The 17,608-nt window shown below is 60.9% G+C and carries 21 protein-coding genes; 14 read left to right on the forward strand and 7 right to left on the reverse strand.

The window, feature by feature from the left end:
* Nucleotides 1-61 precede the first annotated feature (61 nt).
* Nucleotides 62-703: a S1C family serine protease gene (locus tag HU230_RS00790; protein ID WP_224942793.1), complete on the forward strand. Its 642-nt coding sequence runs from the start codon at nucleotides 62-64 to the stop codon at nucleotides 701-703.
* An 83-nt stretch (nucleotides 704-786) separates the two neighbouring features.
* Here the strand turns inward: HU230_RS00790 and HU230_RS00795 are convergent, their stop codons facing one another.
* Nucleotides 787-1,473: a CBS domain-containing protein gene (locus HU230_RS00795; protein WP_224942796.1), complete on the reverse strand. Its 687-nt coding sequence runs from the start codon at nucleotides 1,471-1,473 to the stop codon at nucleotides 787-789.
* Between the two features lie 129 nt (nucleotides 1,474-1,602).
* On the opposite strand from HU230_RS00795, the gene HU230_RS00800 reads away from it, so the two are divergent.
* Nucleotides 1,603-2,067 (forward strand): host attachment protein, encoded by a 465-nt coding sequence (locus HU230_RS00800; RefSeq protein ID WP_176533396.1) that lies wholly within the window; start codon nucleotides 1,603-1,605, stop codon nucleotides 2,065-2,067.
* Nucleotides 2,068-2,107: 40 nt separating this feature from the next.
* On the opposite strand, the gene HU230_RS00805 is transcribed toward HU230_RS00800, so the two are convergent.
* A complete protein-coding gene (locus tag HU230_RS00805) occupies nucleotides 2,108-2,728 on the reverse strand; it encodes a LysE family translocator (RefSeq protein WP_176533395.1) in 621 nt (206 codons plus the stop codon).
* Nucleotides 2,729-3,060: 332 nt separating this feature from the next.
* Here HU230_RS00805 and HU230_RS00810 point away from each other — a divergent pair, with 332 nt between their 5' ends.
* Both HU230_RS00810 and HU230_RS44010 read left to right on the forward strand, forming a co-directional pair.
* Nucleotides 3,061-3,522: a CBS domain-containing protein gene (locus tag HU230_RS00810; RefSeq protein ID WP_176533394.1), complete on the forward strand. Its 462-nt coding sequence runs from the start codon at nucleotides 3,061-3,063 to the stop codon at nucleotides 3,520-3,522.
* A 27-nt stretch (nucleotides 3,523-3,549) separates the two neighbouring features.
* The gene (locus HU230_RS44010; RefSeq protein ID WP_420840828.1) at nucleotides 3,550-4,080 is read left to right on the forward strand and encodes a 3'(2'),5'-bisphosphate nucleotidase CysQ family protein; all 531 of its coding nucleotides are present in this window, start codon (nucleotides 3,550-3,552) and stop codon (nucleotides 4,078-4,080) included.
* Here the strand turns inward: HU230_RS44010 and HU230_RS00820 are convergent.
* The gene (locus tag HU230_RS00820; RefSeq protein WP_176533392.1) at nucleotides 3,974-5,266 is read right to left on the reverse strand and encodes an MFS transporter; all 1,293 of its coding nucleotides are present in this window, start codon (nucleotides 5,264-5,266) and stop codon (nucleotides 3,974-3,976) included. The genes HU230_RS44010 and HU230_RS00820 overlap by 107 nt on opposite strands.
* Before the next feature lie 448 nt (nucleotides 5,267-5,714).
* Between HU230_RS00820 and HU230_RS00825 the strand changes: the two genes are divergently transcribed.
* Together HU230_RS00825 and HU230_RS00830 are read left to right on the forward strand one after the other, a co-directional pair.
* The gene (locus HU230_RS00825; protein WP_176533391.1) at nucleotides 5,715-6,731 is read left to right on the forward strand and encodes an LOG family protein; all 1,017 of its coding nucleotides are present in this window, start codon (nucleotides 5,715-5,717) and stop codon (nucleotides 6,729-6,731) included.
* Nucleotides 6,728-8,116: an MBL fold metallo-hydrolase RNA specificity domain-containing protein gene (locus HU230_RS00830; RefSeq protein WP_176533390.1), complete on the forward strand. Its 1,389-nt coding sequence runs from the start codon at nucleotides 6,728-6,730 to the stop codon at nucleotides 8,114-8,116. The genes HU230_RS00825 and HU230_RS00830 overlap by 4 nt, the downstream gene beginning before the upstream one ends.
* A gap of 33 nt (nucleotides 8,117-8,149) precedes the next feature.
* Here the strand turns inward: HU230_RS00830 and HU230_RS00835 are convergent, their stop codons facing one another.
* Nucleotides 8,150-8,869 carry a CBS domain-containing protein gene (locus HU230_RS00835; RefSeq protein ID WP_176533389.1) on the reverse strand — a complete coding sequence of 240 codons (720 nt, stop codon included), beginning with the start codon at nucleotides 8,867-8,869 and terminating at the stop codon, nucleotides 8,150-8,152.
* 54 nt (nucleotides 8,870-8,923) lie between these two features.
* Between HU230_RS00835 and HU230_RS00840 the strand changes: the two genes are divergently transcribed.
* A complete protein-coding gene (locus HU230_RS00840) occupies nucleotides 8,924-9,460 on the forward strand; it encodes a hypothetical protein (protein ID WP_176533388.1) in 537 nt (178 codons plus the stop codon).
* On the opposite strand, the gene HU230_RS00845 is transcribed toward HU230_RS00840, so the two are convergent.
* Complete coding sequence (locus HU230_RS00845; RefSeq protein WP_176533387.1) at nucleotides 9,398-10,132, reverse strand: CBS domain-containing protein; 735 nt, start codon at nucleotides 10,130-10,132, stop codon at nucleotides 9,398-9,400. The genes HU230_RS00840 and HU230_RS00845 overlap by 63 nt on opposite strands.
* Nucleotides 10,133-10,422: 290 nt before the next feature.
* On the opposite strand from HU230_RS00845, the gene HU230_RS00850 reads away from it, so the two are divergent.
* From HU230_RS00850 to HU230_RS00870, 5 genes are all read left to right on the forward strand, one after another.
* Entirely contained in the window at nucleotides 10,423-10,794 is a 372-nt protein-coding gene (locus HU230_RS00850) for a carboxymuconolactone decarboxylase family protein (RefSeq protein ID WP_176533386.1), read from the forward strand.
* 29 nt (nucleotides 10,795-10,823) lie between these two features.
* Complete coding sequence (locus HU230_RS00855) at nucleotides 10,824-11,165, forward strand: hypothetical protein (protein WP_176533385.1); 342 nt, start codon at nucleotides 10,824-10,826, stop codon at nucleotides 11,163-11,165.
* Nucleotides 11,166-11,278: 113 nt separating this feature from the next.
* Complete coding sequence (locus HU230_RS00860; RefSeq protein WP_176533384.1) at nucleotides 11,279-12,100, forward strand: universal stress protein; 822 nt, start codon at nucleotides 11,279-11,281, stop codon at nucleotides 12,098-12,100.
* Between the two features lie 122 nt (nucleotides 12,101-12,222).
* The gene (locus HU230_RS00865) at nucleotides 12,223-12,435 is read left to right on the forward strand and encodes a YgaP family membrane protein (RefSeq protein ID WP_207835296.1); all 213 of its coding nucleotides are present in this window, start codon (nucleotides 12,223-12,225) and stop codon (nucleotides 12,433-12,435) included.
* A gap of 9 nt (nucleotides 12,436-12,444) precedes the next feature.
* On the forward strand, nucleotides 12,445-12,744 hold the full coding sequence (locus HU230_RS00870; RefSeq protein WP_176533382.1) for a hypothetical protein: 300 nt from the start codon (nucleotides 12,445-12,447) through the stop codon (nucleotides 12,742-12,744).
* Between the two features lie 336 nt (nucleotides 12,745-13,080).
* Here the strand turns inward: HU230_RS00870 and mgtA are convergent, their stop codons facing one another.
* Complete coding sequence (gene mgtA, locus HU230_RS00875; protein ID WP_176533381.1) at nucleotides 13,081-15,690, reverse strand: magnesium-translocating P-type ATPase; 2,610 nt, start codon at nucleotides 15,688-15,690, stop codon at nucleotides 13,081-13,083.
* A gap of 400 nt (nucleotides 15,691-16,090) precedes the next feature.
* Between mgtA and HU230_RS00880 the strand changes: the two genes are divergently transcribed.
* Nucleotides 16,091-16,255, forward strand: coding sequence for a hypothetical protein (locus HU230_RS00880; RefSeq protein WP_176533380.1), 165 nt, complete (start codon nucleotides 16,091-16,093; stop codon nucleotides 16,253-16,255).
* A 203-nt stretch (nucleotides 16,256-16,458) separates the two neighbouring features.
* On the forward strand, nucleotides 16,459-16,671 hold the full coding sequence (locus HU230_RS00885; RefSeq protein ID WP_176533379.1) for a DUF6894 family protein: 213 nt from the start codon (nucleotides 16,459-16,461) through the stop codon (nucleotides 16,669-16,671).
* Between the two features lie 68 nt (nucleotides 16,672-16,739).
* Here the strand turns inward: HU230_RS00885 and HU230_RS00890 are convergent, their stop codons facing one another.
* Nucleotides 16,740-17,477, reverse strand: coding sequence for a CBS domain-containing protein (locus HU230_RS00890; RefSeq protein ID WP_176533378.1), 738 nt, complete (start codon nucleotides 17,475-17,477; stop codon nucleotides 16,740-16,742).
* Nucleotides 17,478-17,608: the final 131 nt, after the last annotated feature.

The raw sequence follows: 17,608 nt of genomic DNA on the forward strand, positions 1-17,608 counted from the left end.
CATTATGACGTGGATGCTCCTACTGTGGCCCGGACAGGTGCGAGCAGGAGAAATCCGGGATGTGCAAACACTTGCGCCTCTGGTCGGGAAGATCATCCAAAGTGTCGTCGGCATAAAAGCCACTACGGAGACAGCGGCGGTTTCCCGGTCGATCGACACGGGGCCCGGGCTTCCCAATGGTCCGTCTCCCACGACGAAGGATGTGTATGGTGCGGGCGTCATCATCAAGGCGGAGTCCGGATTGATCGTGACGAGCAATCATGTGGTCAGCGGCGCCAAGACACTTTCGGTCCGATTGCCGGACGGACGCCAGCTTGACGCCAGGTTCGTGGTGGCCGACGAGCGATATGACCTGGCGATGCTGAGGATTTCGGCGTCGGGCCTGACCGCAGCTCGCATCGGTCGATCGATCGACGCAGAGCCCGGGGATTTCGTCCTTGCGGTCGGCGGCTCTTCGGGGCTCACTCAAAGCATTAGCTTCGGTATCGTCAGCGCTCTGCATCGTTCGTGGCCCGGCATCCCTTGCCAGGATCTCATTCAGACCGACGCCTTGCTGGATCGCGGCAGTGCAGGCGGGCCGCTGTTCAATCTGCGGGGCGAAGTGATCGGCATTGTTGCCGCTAGCACCGGCGAGACCGAATCCGAGCGCGCCTTTGCGATTCCCTCGGATGCCATCGATCGCCTCTTCATTAGGATGAACTAGGCGTTCAGTGCGATCGTGGATCGATTTGAAGCCGTTTGATCCGCTGACTGATTGGTGGCCGCGCTGCGATCGCCGCCGAGAGATTAGTAGACCATGATCGGCGTTTCCAGCAGGTGATCGTTCACTGCGCCGACACCGGGGATTGCCTCCGCGGCAATCCGGATCGCCGTGCGCTCGGCGGCGGATGGCGCATATCCCCACAGGTCGACGACGCCGTTCTGTACGGTCGCGGTCAGATTGAAGGTGTGTGCCCATGGTTGCTCGCGAAGCTCGCCGAGTAATTTCTTCCTGATAGCGGAATCGGTGGGTGATATCTCCAACTTCGGCCGGGCGCTCGCGACGGCCTGGAGCAAGTTGGCCCGGCTGACGATGCCGAGGAGGTGGCCGGCTTCATCGACGATGGGGACACGCTTGATGCCATGGTTCTCGAGCAGCATCGCAATTTCATGTAGAGGTGTATCCGGCGCCGCGGTCACGACCTTACGGGTCATGATGTCCGCGATCTTGACAGCATGGGACTTCACGTAGTCGGACGCCATTTGCGCGTCTCCGACCAGTAGTCGCAGCCACCACGAATACGGGCGCTCGGTGCCGGCTTCGGTCCGATGCATCAAATCGCTTTCCGTGATGATTCCGACGAGTTCGCTGTCCTTGCCCACAACAGGAACGGCGCTGATGCGGTGCTGGAGCAGCAGGGAAGCAACCCGCTGCACCGTTGCGTTGGAGTCCACCGTGATGACGGGTGACACCATGACGTCGCGCGCTTGCATGATCGTGCTCTCCGTAGGCGGGAACCTGTCACATTCTGCGGGATCTCGCGCAGGGGTGATTTGACCCCGATCAATCGGTCTGGAGTTCCCTGGCCGTAGAGAGGACTCGTTGAAGCGGAGGAGGTCGAGATGGCCGGAATTCCAAGGAAGGCGCTCGTGTTTGTCGGAGACGGTCGCAAGGCGCTATTGCTCCGCAACGAAGGCGACGATCGGTTCCCCAACCTGAAGGCGGAGGCTGTCTTCGAAGATCAGAACCCGGCGACGCATCTGCAAGGCACGGACCGCCCCGGACACTTCGTAAAGGGGATCGTCTCCGGTCAGCGGGGAGCCGTCGAACCGACGAACTGGCACGAGCTCGAGGAGTATCGGTTCACAAGGCGGGTTGCGCGGGCTGCAGAGGCCATTGTCCGGAGTGGAAGAGCGACGGCGCTTGTCATCGTCGCTCCACCGCGTACTCTGGCACAGCTTCGAGCGACACTCGCTCCCGATGTCAGGGGCCACATCATTGCGGAGATTCCCAAGGATTTGACCAAGCTTCCCGTCGGGGAAATTGAAAAGCACATTGTGGAAGCGCTTGCGTCGCCCACACGATAGGCACTGTGCGGCCGACAGTGTCTCAAGAGCGAGTTCAAGACTAAGTTCGTCTCGTCGTATAGAACAGCCAGATTGCGACTGCGGCCAGCAACGCCGACATTATCCGCCTGATGAGCATTGTGTTTGCGCGTTTTTCGATGCTTGGCCGGATGGCGTTTGCTGAAACGACGACAGCCGAATGAATTATGGTCGCTATAGTAACGTACGCCGTCAGCAAAATCGCAGTCTGCGGAAGCAATGGCCGTGCCTCATCGATGAAGGTCGGAAAAATCGATAGATAGAAAACACCGGCCTTGGGATTGAGTAGATTGGTAATCAAGCCCCTGAGAAAGAATTTGGTGTTCGCCGTCGCTTCGATAGGTTTGGCGATCTCTTGCGGCGCATCGCGCCATCCTTGCCAGGCAAGCCAAAGCAGGTAGAGCGCGCCTCCCCAGCGAAGGACTTCGTAAAGCGGGTTGGAGGCAGCCACGATAGCTGCAAGGCCGAGCGACGATGCGATCCCAATTCCTAACAAGCCGAAGGCGACACCGGCTGTTGCGGCAAGACCGGCCCTGCGACCAGCCGACGCGGCCAGCACCGCGAGATAGCCCATGTTAGGTCCCGGTGTCAGTTCGATGAGCGTGACCGTGAGAACGAAAGCTAATAGAGAGTTTTCGCTCATGGCTCGATCCGTGTGCTCCCGAGGCGGGGTTGCCCTAGATATTGGTCCAATCGCTCGATCTGGGTCAAATATTCCCTGGTATGCCGGCTGTCTCCCGATTGCGAGCTAACATGGATGCGGCGTTGCCGAGTAGCTTTCGACGTGGGCAATCAGGGTAGCGGCCCCATCCTCGACGGCGATTCCCATATGAGCTGACAGTTCGCCGAAATGATCTTGCGGCGAAAACCAGCGGCTACAAAAGCTGCACGGCTTATTGATCCAGATCAGCCTGGCCGTCTATTTTTGATCGATGCTGGCAGATCATCGCGTACACCAAGCTCTGGGAGTTTGCCATGTTGGCTTTGGATGTCATGCGCACGTCCTTCGCGACGATCAAACCGGGCGCGCCATTGCTCGACGCCGTTCGTCTATTGCTGGAAACTGGCCAGCGCGGCCTGCCCGTGCTCGATGGCTCAGGGGCGCTGGTCGGTGTTATCTCCGAGGGCGACTTCCTTCACCGTCGCGAACTCGGTGTGCATTGGCCAGAGGGCTTTTGGCTCGAATGGCTGCTGAGCAGAGAGGAGGGCCGGCTGGTCCGCGAGCGGACCCGGGCCCTCAGCGTCGACGCTGTGATGAGCCGCAAGCCCGTTTGCGTCGACGAACGCGCGACCGTGGATGAGATCGTTGCCGCAATGGACAATCATCAGATATCGCAGGTCATGGTTCTCCGAGATACGCGGGTCGTTGGCATCGTTGGCCGCGTGCAGCTGATCATCGCGCTTGAGCGAATACTCGCGCGATCCGAGGGCGATTGATGCAGAAGCCGCGGGCGATTGTGGGGCGTGCGAGCGATACGAGCGCGCTTCCGGCCGAGCGCAACAACAGCGAGAAGCAGCCTCGACTCGACGCACGCACGCGCCGCAGTCGCGTTGAGGGGTCCCCTCACGGAGCTGTTGATCCGCGCGCGAGGCGATATTGTCCGGAGCCGGCTCGGGTCGGCGCTCAAGTTTGCCTGGGTCGCCGACGGAAGGATAGATGCCTATCCAAGGCTGGCGCCGACTCGGGAATGGGATGTCGCCGCCGGCCACGCCATCGTGACCGCAGCGGGTGGTGCGGTCACGGACTCTCGCGGCGAGCCACTCGAATTCGGGCAGATACCGACTGGCTTTGCCATTCCTGAATTCATCGCTTGGGGCGATCCGGGCGCCATCTGCCAGCTTCGCCGAAGCTGGCGGCTTTGTTGGGAACGAAGCCCGGTCGAGCCGGCTAGGACCGCCGGGGCGCTGGTGATCGCATCGATGGATGCAAGGCAGCCTGCGAATTTGCGCGGAGCCATCGCCTGCCAAAGATCAATTGGACAGCCAGGGCCGTGACGCCATTGACCAGTAGCGCATAGCGCACGCCGACGTAGTCGACGCATATCCCGGTCAAGAGGCTGCCAAACGAAAGACCTCCGCGCATGGCCAGCATGTACAGGCTTATTGTCCTGCCGCGCAGGCGGACCGGCGCAGCGGCATTGAGGAGCGCATTGGCCGCCGTATTGCTGATCGACATGCAAAAGCCGGCCACGACCAGCAGAAGGGGAAGCACGGAGGTCCATGGGTTCGCGGCTGCGATAGCAGTCATCGCACCGTAGGCGGCGGCAAAGGCGATGCTCAGCTGACGCTTGTCGCGACCGGGCTCGACCCCGAGCATCACGACCGCTCCGAGCAGCCCTCCGAGTCCGAATGCGCCAATGGCGAGGCTGAACTGGTTGGAATCGCCGTGCAAGATCTCCTTCACCAGGACCGGGCAGAAGACGATCAGCGGCCCGCACAAGGTGCTCGTGATCAGAACGGTGGTCAATGCGCCTCGCATGTAATCCGAGGCGATGATCCTGCGTAAACCGAGAAGGAGCTGGTGACGGTCCAGTGAGCGGTCGGGGCCGAGGTTGGCCGAACCGGCCGGCAGAACCCAGATCGCGACCGCGATGAAGGGCAAATACGACACGGCGTTCGCAACGAAACAGCTGATAGCGCCGACGCTTGCGATCAACAATCCACCGAGCGCCGGGCCCGCTATCCGCGAAAGATTGAACTGCGTCGCGTTCAACGCAATGGCGCTGCCAATCTGGTCCTGTTTGACGAGTGAAGGCGCGATCGTCTGGAAAGAGGGCATGGACAAGGCGTCAGTGACGCCAACGATGAGCGAAAGGACGATCACCATCCACGGTTCGACGAGCTCTGTCAGCATGAGCACCACCAGCGCGACCGGGCACATCATCTGGATAGCCTGGAATTTTGCGACGACCCAGCGACGGTCGGCGTTGTCGGCGAGCATGCCACCCGCCACGATCAGCAAGAAGGCCGGCGCCGACTGCACGAAGCTGTCCAGTCCAATCACGAATGAGGAGGCGCCCAGGCTGAGCAGCAACCATGGTTCGGCAATCTGTTGCGACCACGTTCCGATGTTGGACAGCAACGTGGCGGCAAAGTAAGTGCCAAAGCGGGGCGCTCGCAAAAGCCGAAGCGATTGCCGGAATGTTTCGACATGGGTGGGCACAGCGAGCTGAAATGGCATGATCTCCCGCCCACGCATCGTGCGAAAATGCCGGATTCAATATGATCCGAGACAAGGTAGGATCACCATGGCGCATGACCATTGATCTGGCTCAATGCGCGCCGCGCCCGAAGCCCTCTGCGCCACTCGCTCAAGGCGGAGTTGAGAATGGTCGCGACTGCCGAAAGAGGCCTATCAATCGTCGCCTATGAATTGACCCTGCTCAAGGCGTCTGTGCCGGTAGTCCTGGATGCTGGGCAATACTCCTCGAATGCTGATGAGGCCTTGCCATGAATGACCGAGTGAAGTTGCCTGCCGTCGGACAGCCCGCGAAGCACGGGGCGGATGTTGGTTGCGAAAAGCCAAGCGACCGCCGCTGGCTTCTGGATGCGTTGGAAGACGACGAGGTTCGTGAGGCCCTGAAGCATAGTGAGGCCCAGCCTCTCCAAGATGAACGGCAGGTCGGCGCATGACTGAGGATGGTCCGCGATCAACCCATCCGAGCTCGATCCCGAAGCCGACCCAACGTGTCGACAAGGCCGCGGCACTCCCGAGTGATCAGCCCGAGGGCGTCGAGGGGGACGCTCGCACGCCCGGCGCTCTGAGCAACATCCTGCAATCGTCAAGCTATCAAGAGGCGGATCAGGACGAAAATTTCCTGCAGAGCGAAGCCACACGCGGCATTCGCCTCCAACTTGATTTCCTCAAGGCCGAAACCTTGCTCCGAGAACATCAGATCGCTCATACGATTGTCGTCTTTGGCAGCACTCGCATTTGCGAGGCGCCGGCGGCGCGCCAAGCCGTCGCCTCGATAGCTGATGCGCTGGCACTGAATCCCGACGACGACGGTTTGCAGCGCCGTCTCAAGGCGGCACGGCGTATTGCGGCGAACAGCAAATACTACAGAATCGCGCGCGAGTTCGGACAGATCGTCGGTGCCGCAAGCGAAAAGGCCATCGGCGGCCGCCTCATGATCATGACCGGCGGCGGCCCAGGCATCATGGAAGCAGCCAACAGGGGTGCGCACGACGTCGGGTCCCAGTCGATCGGGCTGAACATCAGCCTTCCAAAGGAGCAGGACCCTAACCCATATGTCACGCCAGAGCTCTGCTTCAGGTTTCACTATTTTGCGATGCGAAAGTTGCATCTCCTGATGCGCGCGCGGGCGCTGGTGGCATTCCCGGGTGGCTTTGGCACGATGGACGAGTTGTTCGAAGTGCTGTCGTTGGCGCAAACCCGAAAGATTGCGCCGGTGCCGGTCGTGCTGGTTGGCGAGTCGTATTGGCGTCGCGCGTTTGATCCGGACTTCCTTGTCGAGGAGGGTGTCATCGATCCGGAAGACAGGAACCTGTTTTGGTTTGCAGAGTCCGCCGAGGAAGCCTGGCAAGGCATTCTGCGGTGGTACGAGGCGGCCGGCCGGCCGCTTCTTCCGGTTGGAGATGACGCCTCACGCGGCAAGTCGATCAGTCAAGAGGTCGGATCGTGAAGTTATCCTTTCATGGCGCCGACCGGGCGGTGACCGGGTCCTGTCACCTGGTCGAATGCCTGAACCGACGCATTCTGATCGATTGCGGTCTTTTTCAGGGAAGCCGCGACCTGGTAGAAGAGAACGTCGCCGCCTTCGGGTTCGATCCCGCGACCATCGACTATGTTCTGCTGACCCATGCCCATCTCGATCACTGCGGCAGGATTCCCTTGCTCGCCAAGCGAGGGTTCAGGGGTGAGGTGATCACGACTGCGGCCAGTCGTGAGCTGACCCGCCTCGTACTGGTCGATGCCGCGCACCTTCAGGAGGAGGACGCACAGCGGAGGGCCCGCCAGTGGCGCAGACGGGGGAAAGAAGAAGCGTCGTCGCCGCTCTATACCGTCCTCGATGCGCTCGATTGCTTCGATCGGTTTGGAAGGACGGCTGAATACGGGCAACCGTTACAGCTCGCAGAGGGACTTCGCGCAACCTTCTTCGATGCCGGCCATATCCTGGGCTCTGCGAGCATCCTGATCGAGGTCGCCGAGCACGGCCGCACGCGTTCGGTCCTGTTCTCAGGTGATCTCGGCAACGCCGGTCGTCCGCTGCTGCGTCTCCCGAGTCCGCCCGCTCGCGCCGACATTGTCGTCATGGAATCGACGTATGGCGACAGACGCCATCGATCGCTGAAAGACTCCATCGAGGAGCTTTACGGCGCGATCGGCAGTACGCTGGCGCGCGGCGGTAACGTCATCATCCCGACCTTCGCGCTCGAGCGCGCCCAGGAGATCCTCTATGTGCTGCGCCAGGGGGGGGAGCGCAGCAGGTTGCCGCCGGCCATGCAAATCTTCCTGGACTCGCCGATGGCGATCTCGGCGACCGAGATATTCAAGCGGCATTCCGAATGTCTCAGCTCGGAGGCCGCTTCCATGTTTCGTGAAGGACGGGATCCACTGCGTCCGGCAAACCTGCGTCTGGTCCGCGAGAGTGCCGATTCGGTTGCCATCAACAGGATAACCGGCGGTGCCGTCATCATGGCCGGGTCCGGGATGTGCACCGGCGGCAGAATTCGCCATCATCTTCGGCATAATATCTGGCGCAAGGAATCGGCGGTCGTATTCGTCGGATACGCCGCCTCGGGAACGATCGCGCGGCAGATCATCGATGGGGCCAAGTCCGTGCGGCTGTTCGGCGAAGACATTGCGGTTCGCAGCACGATTTACACGATCAACGGATTTTCAGCTCATGCGGACCAGCAGGAGCTGCTCGCATGGCGACGCGCGATCGAGGGATGCGAGGCAACGTTCCTGGTTCATGGCGAAGAGCCCGCAATGCAGGCGCTCGCTGCGCATTTCGAGGGACAGCGGGTTGAGCTGCCGCGTCTGGGCGACGTGTTTGATTTGTAGACGGCCTGCGAAGGCGAGCCCGATCCGGTCGTTTCAGCTCGCCGCCTTCATGTCCTCGGGAGATTCGACGTAGAAGCCGGTATAGGTATCCACGAAGCAGAGGTGATCATGCACCTTCTTGACGCCGGCGGTGCTCTCCGCGGCCACGATGGTTGCTTCGCGCGCATGGTCACTGGTGACGATGCCATGCAGATGGACAACGCCGTTGCGGACGGTCACCTCGAACCCGATAGGGCGCCAGCTCACGGCGTCGACCTGCCGGAGGATACGATCGCGGATATGATCGTCGTCTGCGGTCGGATCCGGAATCTCGTGCGCCAGACTGGCCACGGCCTGGAGCAGATTTGACCGGGTCACGATGCCGACAAGGTCCTTGCCGCGCACCACGGGCAGGCGCTTGATGCCCCTTTTCTCCATCAAGTGCACCAACTCCTCGAGCGGCGTTTGTTCTTCGACCGTGACCGGATCCAGCGTCATCACGTCCTCGACCTTGCGACCGCGCTCGTGGACGAAGTCGGCGGCTGCGCGGCCAGGTCCGACCAGGAACTGGAGAAAAGCCGAACGCTTGCGCCCGGTTCCGATTTCGCCGCGGCGCATAAAGTCGCTTTCCGAGACGATTCCCGTCAACTTGCCGTTGTCGACGACCGGCAGGCCGCTGACATGGTTTTGAAGCATGATGTTGGCGGCATCCTCGATCGAGGTCCGAGGCGTAACGGTGACGACATTCCTGGTCATGATCTGGTGGGCGCGCATGTATGCCTCCAATGAACCTGTCGAATCAAAATAGGGGCTTTCCGGCTCCCTGCTTTGACCTGGCTCAACCGGCTGCAACGGCGTTCGCCACGGAACCAGAACAGCGCCCCGATGCCCGCCACGGTGACTTCGACAATGCGAGATTGCGACGTCGGCCAATATGGTCGGCTGCTGCCGATAGGCGACGTCGGGATCAGCAAGGCATTTGATGCACTGTATGGAATATCATGCTATCGAGGGTGCGCGCGGCGTAGTGCCTGCAGCGCCAATGCTCTCAGTCGCTTCGTCGCGCTGCGTCCCGACAGCTGGATCGCGATCGATAGCGAGCCGAACAGGAAGATCATCAAAATCGCTTTTGCCGTTTCACTGGTCATTGCAGAAGCTCCGAATGCGCGGTGGTCTGGAGTTGAGCGCGATCGCAGCGTTGTTGCTCTGGATCAACAAGGCGACGTGCGATTTTTAGAGTTGTCCGCGCCCGCCATCATCAGCGTTCCCAAAGCACATGAGATGTTCCTCGCCGAGCCCCCTTTAGTGAGCCTGTTTCTCCTCGAGCTCCTGATCTTCAGGAGATTTCAGATAGTAGCCCGATAAACTATCACCCCAGCAGAGGTGATCGTGCACCTCGACGACTCCGGGAACGTTCTCGGCCGCGACGATCGCAGCCTTGCGAAATCTGCTTTCGGTAATCACGCCGCTCAAGTGGACGATTCCGTTTCTGACGATGACGGTGAGTCCTAACGGACACCAGGCGTTTCGCTCAATTTCGTCCAGAATGCGCCGCCGGATCTGGTCGTCGTTTTCCGTCGGAGCGGGTACGTCGCGTGCAAGGCTCGCTACCGTTCGCAGCAAGTTGCTGCGGGTGATGATGCCGACAAGCTTGCCGCCGCAAACCACCGGCAGCCGCTTGACGTTGTTCTTCTCCATCAGTTCGACAACCGTTGTCAGCGATGCATCTTCAGGCACGGTGACCGGCGCGCGTGTCATGATCTCCGATACCTTGCGTCCATGCTCGAATACGTAGTCCTCGGCCCATTTTCCCGGTCCGAGTACGAAAGTCGCCAACCAGTTGCGTTTCCTTTCGGTGCCGATCTCGCTGCGATGAAGGAAATCGCCTTCGGTGATAATGCCGACGAGCGTGCCGTCGCGATCGACCACGGGAAGCCCGCTGACACGGTGCTGAAGCATGATGTTTGCCGCGTCGAGGATGGTGCTGTCCGGCGTTGTCGAAAGCACCTTGCGGGCCATGATCTGGTGCGCGTACATCCGAATATCTCCCATCGTTCTGGAACTTGATGTCGAGCCTAGCGCTGGACACGTGGGATGTGTTGATCTGACGCAAGCGACAAACTGCGCGCGGTTTGATCTGGCGCAATGTCACGCGGGATCGCTGCGTTACAAAGTGCGGGTCCTTGCAGGCCGAACACGCACGTCCTTCAGAGAGGCCAGATCGTGTTGCCGGGGTGCGTTGGATGAAGGACGGCGTTCGCCGGTGCATCCCCGTCGGTGAGCCGCCCTTCCCCTGGACCGTTCCAATATCGAAGATCGAGGGTCGCATGCAAAAGGACTATGCCGACGTCTGCAAGCACATTTCCAGCAATCTGGACCAACTGCGCAAGGGCATTCCGGAGACTATGCGCGCGTTCTCGGCGATGGCGCAGGCGGCAACCAGAAATGGCGCGCTTGATGCCCGGACCAAGGAATTGATTGCGCTTGCATTGGGCGTTGCCGCTCACTGCGACGGCTGCATCGGCTTCCACGCCGAGACCCTGGTCAAGCTTGGGGTCGGCCGCAAGGAGGTCGAGGAGGCGCTCGCGATGGCGGTCTACATGGGCGGTGGACCGTCATTGATGTACGCCGCTGAAGCGCTCGGGGCTTACGACCAGTTTCAGGAGCGCGCGGTGGTTGCCGAGCCGGCGATGGATTGATCCGATCGACGCCGCGCGCCACGAGGCGGTTGGCGAACGACCGGAAGAGACCGGAGCTGTCGTGCTTCGATGGCTGGGAGATTTGTATGATGTGCTCTGAATATGCCAAGCAGCGGCCGTCGCAGCAACACGGGACCGAAGCGCAGCCGCCACGTCAGGCGGCGAAGAATGCCGTTGATGTCGCGCAGAAGAAGCCGCGTGCCGGAAAGCCTCAGGACGACGCTTCATACTGGACGTCCCGCGCCGAACGGACGAAGCGCCAGGCTGCACGACATCAGGACCAGGCGACTCGCGATCACTTCATGAAGATTGCGGCCGGATATGAGGCGCTCGCGCGCTCGGCTCGCAGCGTCGGGCGGGATCCGGATTAGGCAGGCGAGCGACGAAGAGTTCAGGGGATCGAGGCAAGCTTGACCTGGCTCAACGTTGGCAGCGCCGCCGTGCTCAACAATAGACGATCATTTCACTTTGGTGGAGCAGGCACATGTATTTGGCCAATGTCATGGTTTACGTTGACCCTCAGCAGCAGGACGAGGGACAGGTTCGTGTCGCCGAAGGTATTGCGGACAAGTTTCATGCATCGATGATCGGCGTTTCAGCGTCCGCCATCGATCCGCCCTTTGTCGCCGAAGGCGTGATCATCGAGCAGACCACCGAGGATGATATCAAGCGGATGCGGGCCGATCTCGCGGCGAAGGGCGAGTGGTTCAGGAAGATCGCCGGGCGGGAGCGCCATAAGGTGGAATGGCGATGGGCGCTGGAATCCCCGACTGCGTTCCTGGCGGAGCAGGCCAGGATGGCAGATCTGGTTGTCTTCAAGCGCCGGAAAGCCCAATCGGACAATTTCCATTACCTCGACTCGGCCGAGGCCATCCTGCGGATGGGACGTCCCACCCTGTCGGTGCCGGAAGGCGTGACCGGCTTGTCGGCCGATCGCATTGTCGTCGGCTGGAAGGACACCCGCGAGGCCCGTCTGGCGGTCCGCGACGCATTGCCCTTCCTGGCCCGGGCTTCGAAGGTGACTGTCGCCGAAATCTGCACGTCTGACGAGCAGGACGCAGCGAACCGCCGCTTGCGAGATGTCGCGAGCTATCTCGAACGGCACAGCGTCAATTGCCAGTTCGACGTTCGCGTCCACACGGCCGAGCCGGATGCAGAGTACCTAGTCAGGCTGGCAAGGCACGAAGGCGCCGACCTCATCGTCACCGGAGGCTATGGGCATAGCCGGCTCGGTGAATGGATGTTCGGCGGCATGACGCGCGGCTTGCTGCAGCACGCTCCAATCTGCCTGCTGATGTCGCATTAGATCGGCTGTGTCCGCCCGGTCCGGCGCTGGTTGGTGGTCTGCACCGTGTGAATTGATCACGATCAAGGGCCGTGAGCCGGAATGCGTTCAAAATGAAGCTGCATCAAAGGAGGCACATTGCCATGACACGCAACGTTGGACTCATTGATCAGTACGCCCGGATCATCATCGGCCTGGCTGTGATCGCATATACGCTCAAGGACGGCTCGCTTGGAGCAGGATGGCTGGTCGCCGGGACGCTCGGATTCGTTCTGATCGCGACAGCATTCTTCTCGTACTGTCCGCTCTACACGTTGCTGGGAATCAACACTCGGCAGAAGTCCAGCTCGGTCTAGAGATAGCGTATGAATAAAGACCTGACCCTTGCCGAGTTGCGATCGCGACTCGATCGTCTCGGCGCTGGCGCTGTTTTAAGAATCTCCGATCATGATTATGAGCGGTTGTTTGGGATCAACGAGGTCGCTGCCGCCAAGGCCGCACAATTTGCCAGGAAGCACCATTGCGTGAGCGTTCCGGGAGACGGCTCGGTGTACTTCCGAAAATCGAACCCCGACGCGTATCGTTCGGTCGAGTTGGGTGCAGGACGCGCCCCCAACGTCACGCTGAATCCGAAATCCGTTCAACGAACCTTCAGTCGAGAGTGATGATGGTTAGAAGCAGCCGGAAGATCTCCCAGCCGGCGGCAACCAGCAATGTGCCAACGATCATCAGACGGCCATACCATGAGACGGTCGGACCGTTCCGAAGATGCCGGCGTCGCTTCGGCTGATCGAGTGTTGGCGTCGGCGCCGAGGTTGCGACGGCGCGAGCATCGCTATCGCTCGCGTCGTCAAGTCTCTGCTCGTTCCGTTGCCGTGATCGATCCATTTGTGGTCAAAGCCATGCATCCTGCCAGCACAATGATCGCATTCGGGGGAAGAAAGGCCTTGATGCGGATCAACTCCGGTCACGCGGTCCCGCTAATGTGTGGCGTCTGCGGGTCATCCATTCACTGCGGCATCGCTAGCAGGATGCTGTGGCCGTAGCGCATCGCGATTTCGCTCACGTGCAGCGACTGGGAGAGCAAGATGCTTTCCGGCCTCGGCCATGGCGAGGTAGCTGATCGTTATCAAAGTTATCGCACCTAGCAGCATAGGCGGCAGGCCGGCGAAACCGAACAAGGAACCAGCCGGTCCCAGCGCCAGGAAAATGCCTGAAGCAAGCGCGCCCAGCGAGCCCAACGCCAGGATGCGATGCGGTCGGCTGGCGCGCCATGGCGGCCGCCGCGTGCGGATCAGAAAAATCACGAGGATCTGGGTAGCAATGGATTCCAGGAACCAGCCGGTTTGGAATGCGGCCGCATCGGTGTGGAAGACCTTCAGGAGAATGGTGAAAGTCGCAACGTCGAACAGCGATGAAATCGAGCCCATGACGAAGGTGAACCGCACGATATCCGCCATATTCCATGATTGGGGTCTCTCGGCATCCTCCTCGTCGATTTCATCGAATGGAATGCCGATCTCGGAGAGATCGTAGAGCAGGTTGTTCAGGAGGATCTGCAGCGGCAACAGCGGCAGGAACGGCAGGGCAATGGATGCCAGTGCCATCGATAGCATGTTGCCGAAATTCGAGCTGGTTCCCATGCGGACATATTTGGAGATGTTTGCGAACGTTCGCCGTCCCTCGATCACGCCCGCACCCAGCACCGAGAGGTCAGGGGCCAGCAGGATCATGTCCGCGGCGGCGCGTGCCACTTCAGTCGCGCCGGCGACGGAAATTCCGACATGGGCGGCGTGAATCGCCGGAGCGTCGTTGACGCCGTCGCCCATGAAGCCGACGACGTGACCGCGTTGACGCAAGGCCCGGATAATCCGTCTCTTCTGCTCGGGATCGATCCTGGCAAACAGGTCGACATCCTCGATCTGCGCGGCGAGCGCCTGATCGCTCAAATCGGCAATCTCGCCGCCGGTCAGGATGCGACCGGAGGGGAGACCGACGGCATCCGCGACATGCGCGACCACCGCAGCGTGGTCTCCGGAGAGCACCTTGATGCCGACGCCGCGTGCCTTCAGATCCCGGACCGAGTCGGCCGCATCGCGCTTGGGAGGGTCCGCGAAAGCGCAGAAACCGACCACCGTTAGGACAGATTCATCCTCGGTCGTGACATTGACCCGGTCCGGCGCCATGTTTCGGATAGCGACGCCGAGCAGCCGAAAGCCCTGCCGGGCATGGTCATCCTCCAGACGAACGAGCTGAGCACGGTGGCTATCATCCAGCGGTCGGGCCAAGCCATCGACCTCGACCGCGACCGCGCGGGCCATGATCGCTTCCGGCGCGCCCTTGACGATCAGAAATCGGTCGTTGTCTCGCGCCGCAAGGACCGAGAGGCAGCGCCGCTCGTAGTCAAAGGGAATCTCGGCGAGCCGGGTCCAGGCGCTGCTTCCCGGCGGGCTGTCTGCGGCAAGTAACGCCTCATCGAGCGGGCTGTGGATGCCGGTTTGGAAAGCGCTGTTCAATCGGGCCAGCTCGAGCACCCGATTGCTGGGGCGTCCCGCAGGATCGAGATGTGCCGCGAGCGTGATCTTGGCTTCCGTCAGCGTACCGGTCTTGTCGACGCAGAGCGTGTCCATCGCACCGAGATCGTGGATTGCGGACAGCCTCTTGACGATCACCTGGCGCTTCGCCATCCGCTGCGCTCCGCGCGCCAATGTCACCGTCATCACCATCGGCAAGAGCTCGGGTGTCAGGCCGACAGCCAGCGCGACGGCAAAAAGGAACGATTCCATGGCTGGCCGATGTGCCATGAGATGGGCGAGTAGCACGAACAGCGTCAAAAAAAGCGTCAGCTTGAGAATGAGTAGGCCAAGCTTCTGGACGCCTTGCTCGAGGGCGCTTGGGGGATCGTTCGCTAGCAGGTCGGCGCTGATCATGCCGAAGCGCGTACGACGCCCGGTCTCGACGACAAGCATGACCCCGCTGCCGCCGACGACGCTGGTGCCGGCGAACAGGGCATTGCTCGCTTCCGCGGGCAGACTGGTGGCGCATGGCTCGGTCGTCTTGGCGGCCGGAAACGGTTCCCCGGTCATGAGGGCCTCGTTTAGCTGAAAATCGCGGGCCGTTAGCGCGACCCCGTCGGCCGGCACGAGGTCGCCGATCCGCAGCTCCACGACGTCTCCAGGCACGAGCTCGCTCACCGGCAGCGCGACGATTGCGCCATCGCGAATGACATCTGCCTGAATCGCGACCGAGCGCCGCAAGGCATCGGCGGCGAGTTCCGCGCGATGTTCCTGCAGGATGTCCAGCGTCAGCGACAGGCCTACCACAAGCGTAATGATCACAAAGCTCGCGAGGTCGCCGCTGAACCCCGACACCGCCGCCGCCGCGATCAGGATGGCGATCAGCGGGTTGACCAGACGATGTACGATCTTCTGCAGGATCGATCGCGTTTGCGATGGCTCTGCGAGGTTCGGGCCGAACCGGGCGAGCCGCTTCTCGGCCTCCCGTTGGCGCAAACCGCACCGTTGAGTGTCGAGACTACGCAAGAGCGAACTGGTTGGCTCGCGCCAGAACGCTTCAATGGCTGGGCCATACGCAGACGGCTTGGGCGGCATGAGAGTCTCGCGCTGCTGGAAGGATTGGCAACGAAACCTAGTGCGGCCGCTTCGGTCCGGGGTTGACGTGGCTCAAGCCGCCCCGGCTAAGACCCATTGCCAGCAATCCACTGGTTAGGCATTGAAACTCCCGATTCCATGGAGGCGAAGCCGAGGTCTGACGGCGCCGCTCGCGGCTTGACGATCCCGGAGCGGCTTGTTGTTGCTGGCCTGTTTCCGACCGCAATGGCTTGAGCTGTTTGGGAGGGCGGTCTCGGTAGGGTGGATTTGCTGACGCTTGGCCGACAGCGAATTTGATAGGGAACACCGTAGTTCCACGGTATATACAATAACGTACGTTGTTATGCCCGCGTCAGTTCGACAAAATCGTTTCTTGGCTCCTATGTAAGGGGAATGAGCCATGGCTGATTTCATTTTCAGGGCGAACATCGCGCACTACAAGGAGCTGCTGGCCACAGAGACTGACGCACGGAAGATCGAAATGCTTCATAAGCTGCTGGCAGAGGAAGAAGCCAAGCTAGCCGAGTGGCGCAAGCAACACCCAAGCCCAAAGGCCGCAGAGTAAGGTCCGTGTCACGATCATGGGCGCGGCACGACCGAAGATCGTAATCCGGATTGATGCAGATCAAGTCCGACGCCTCAGCAATCCGCTTTGCTTGGGCCGTGCAGATCCCCCAACTGCGCACAGCAGTCCACTGAAGCTGTCGACTGGCGCAAGCTGGCAGCTTCTTTGGGGGGCGCTGTTCGATCGGAGACCTGTAGATCCTGATGAGAACTTACTATTTCGACACGAAGGATGGTGTCCCGGTCCGGGATCGCATCGGACTTGAATTCGCGAACGCCGCTGCCGCGATCACGCACGGCAAGCAAATGGCGGGCAGGATTCGCCGCGAGAATCCCTCTGGCGACGTCGATCGTCACGTGGTGGTCATCGACGAGTCGGGCGAGGAAATTCACCGGGAGGCGATCTATCCTGCCTGAAGACTGAGCCGGCGCCTAAACTGGGACGCCCAAGCGCCATTGGCACGATCGTCGGGCCTCTCGCAAGCCTACAAGGGCTGATCGTCTTCGGTCGAAGGCTCTTCCTCCAACGAGACAAAGTCGCCACCGCCATAGTCCTCCTCCGGCGGCGGGTAGGTGATCTTCACCAATTGGTCGTCAACCCGCTTCACGCCCGCAACGTTCTCCACCGCAACGGTCGTGGCCTTGCGCGCATTGTCGTTCCGGATGTTGCCGCGTAAGCTGACGACGCCGTCACGCACACTCACGTTCAGCGCAGCGGGTCGCCAGGGCGCATGCGCCAGTGCCGCAATGACGGATGCGCAAATCTGGTCATCGTTGCCGGAAGAGGAGGATAGGTCGAGGCGAAGGTTTGCGATGGCGGTCATGAAATCCGTACGTGTGACCATCCCGACCAGCTTTTCATCGCGCATGACCGGAAATCGCGTGAAGCCGTGCGATTCCATGAGTTGAACGACCTGCTCGAGCGGGGTGTCCTCCTCGATAGTGATCGGGTTGGGCGACATGATCTGATTGACCTTACGGCCGTACTGACGGGTGAAGTCGAGTGCGACCTGGCTCGTGCCTGCGAGCATCGCAAGCCAGCGGCCGCGGCGCTTCTCCGTTCCCACTTCCACGCGGCGGATGAAATCGCCGTCCGACAGGATTCCGACAAGCGCTCCATCCCGATCGACGACAGGAAGGCCACTGATGTGATGGGATAGCATCGTCTTGATGGCATCGATCACCGATGCATCGGCATCGATTGTGATGACGTTCCGTGACATGATTTCCCGTACGCGCACGCGTAGATCCTCCGACATGAGCTGATACGACTCAACTAGCTCCTGGAAGGAACAACGTGTGTTGATCCTTATCAACCGGACGGTCGTGTAATTGCGCTGATATGCTCAACCGA

Source organism: Bradyrhizobium quebecense, assembly GCF_013373795.3.
Lineage (GTDB): Bacteria > Pseudomonadota > Alphaproteobacteria > Rhizobiales > Xanthobacteraceae > Bradyrhizobium > Bradyrhizobium quebecense.

Excerpts from the sequence above, each read along its gene's own strand:
- HU230_RS00795 (WP_224942796.1), bottom strand. The coding sequence starts at position 1,473 with ATGCAAGCGCGCGACGTCATGGTGTCACCCGTCATCACGGTGGACTCC.
- HU230_RS00800 (WP_176533396.1), top strand. The coding sequence starts at position 1,603 with ATGGCCGGAATTCCAAGGAAGGCGCTCGTGTTTGTCGGAGACGGTCGC.
- HU230_RS00805 (WP_176533395.1), bottom strand. The coding sequence starts at position 2,728 with ATGAGCGAAAACTCTCTATTAGCTTTCGTTCTCACGGTCACGCTCATC.
- HU230_RS00810 (WP_176533394.1), top strand. The coding sequence starts at position 3,061 with ATGTTGGCTTTGGATGTCATGCGCACGTCCTTCGCGACGATCAAACCG.
- HU230_RS00820 (WP_176533392.1), bottom strand. The coding sequence starts at position 5,266 with ATGCCATTTCAGCTCGCTGTGCCCACCCATGTCGAAACATTCCGGCAA.
- HU230_RS00825 (WP_176533391.1), top strand. The coding sequence starts at position 5,715 with ATGACTGAGGATGGTCCGCGATCAACCCATCCGAGCTCGATCCCGAAG.
- HU230_RS00835 (WP_176533389.1), bottom strand. The coding sequence starts at position 8,869 with ATGCGCGCCCACCAGATCATGACCAGGAATGTCGTCACCGTTACGCCT.
- HU230_RS00845 (WP_176533387.1), bottom strand. The coding sequence starts at position 10,132 with ATGTACGCGCACCAGATCATGGCCCGCAAGGTGCTTTCGACAACGCCG.
- HU230_RS00850 (WP_176533386.1), top strand. The coding sequence starts at position 10,423 with ATGCAAAAGGACTATGCCGACGTCTGCAAGCACATTTCCAGCAATCTG.
- HU230_RS00860 (WP_176533384.1), top strand. The coding sequence starts at position 11,279 with ATGTATTTGGCCAATGTCATGGTTTACGTTGACCCTCAGCAGCAGGAC.
- HU230_RS00865 (WP_207835296.1), top strand. The coding sequence starts at position 12,223 with ATGACACGCAACGTTGGACTCATTGATCAGTACGCCCGGATCATCATC.
- HU230_RS00870 (WP_176533382.1), top strand. The coding sequence starts at position 12,445 with ATGAATAAAGACCTGACCCTTGCCGAGTTGCGATCGCGACTCGATCGT.
- mgtA (WP_176533381.1), bottom strand. The coding sequence starts at position 15,690 with ATGCCGCCCAAGCCGTCTGCGTATGGCCCAGCCATTGAAGCGTTCTGG.
- HU230_RS00880 (WP_176533380.1), top strand. The coding sequence starts at position 16,091 with ATGGCTGATTTCATTTTCAGGGCGAACATCGCGCACTACAAGGAGCTG.
- HU230_RS00885 (WP_176533379.1), top strand. The coding sequence starts at position 16,459 with ATGAGAACTTACTATTTCGACACGAAGGATGGTGTCCCGGTCCGGGAT.
- HU230_RS00890 (WP_176533378.1), bottom strand. The coding sequence starts at position 17,477 with ATGTCACGGAACGTCATCACAATCGATGCCGATGCATCGGTGATCGAT.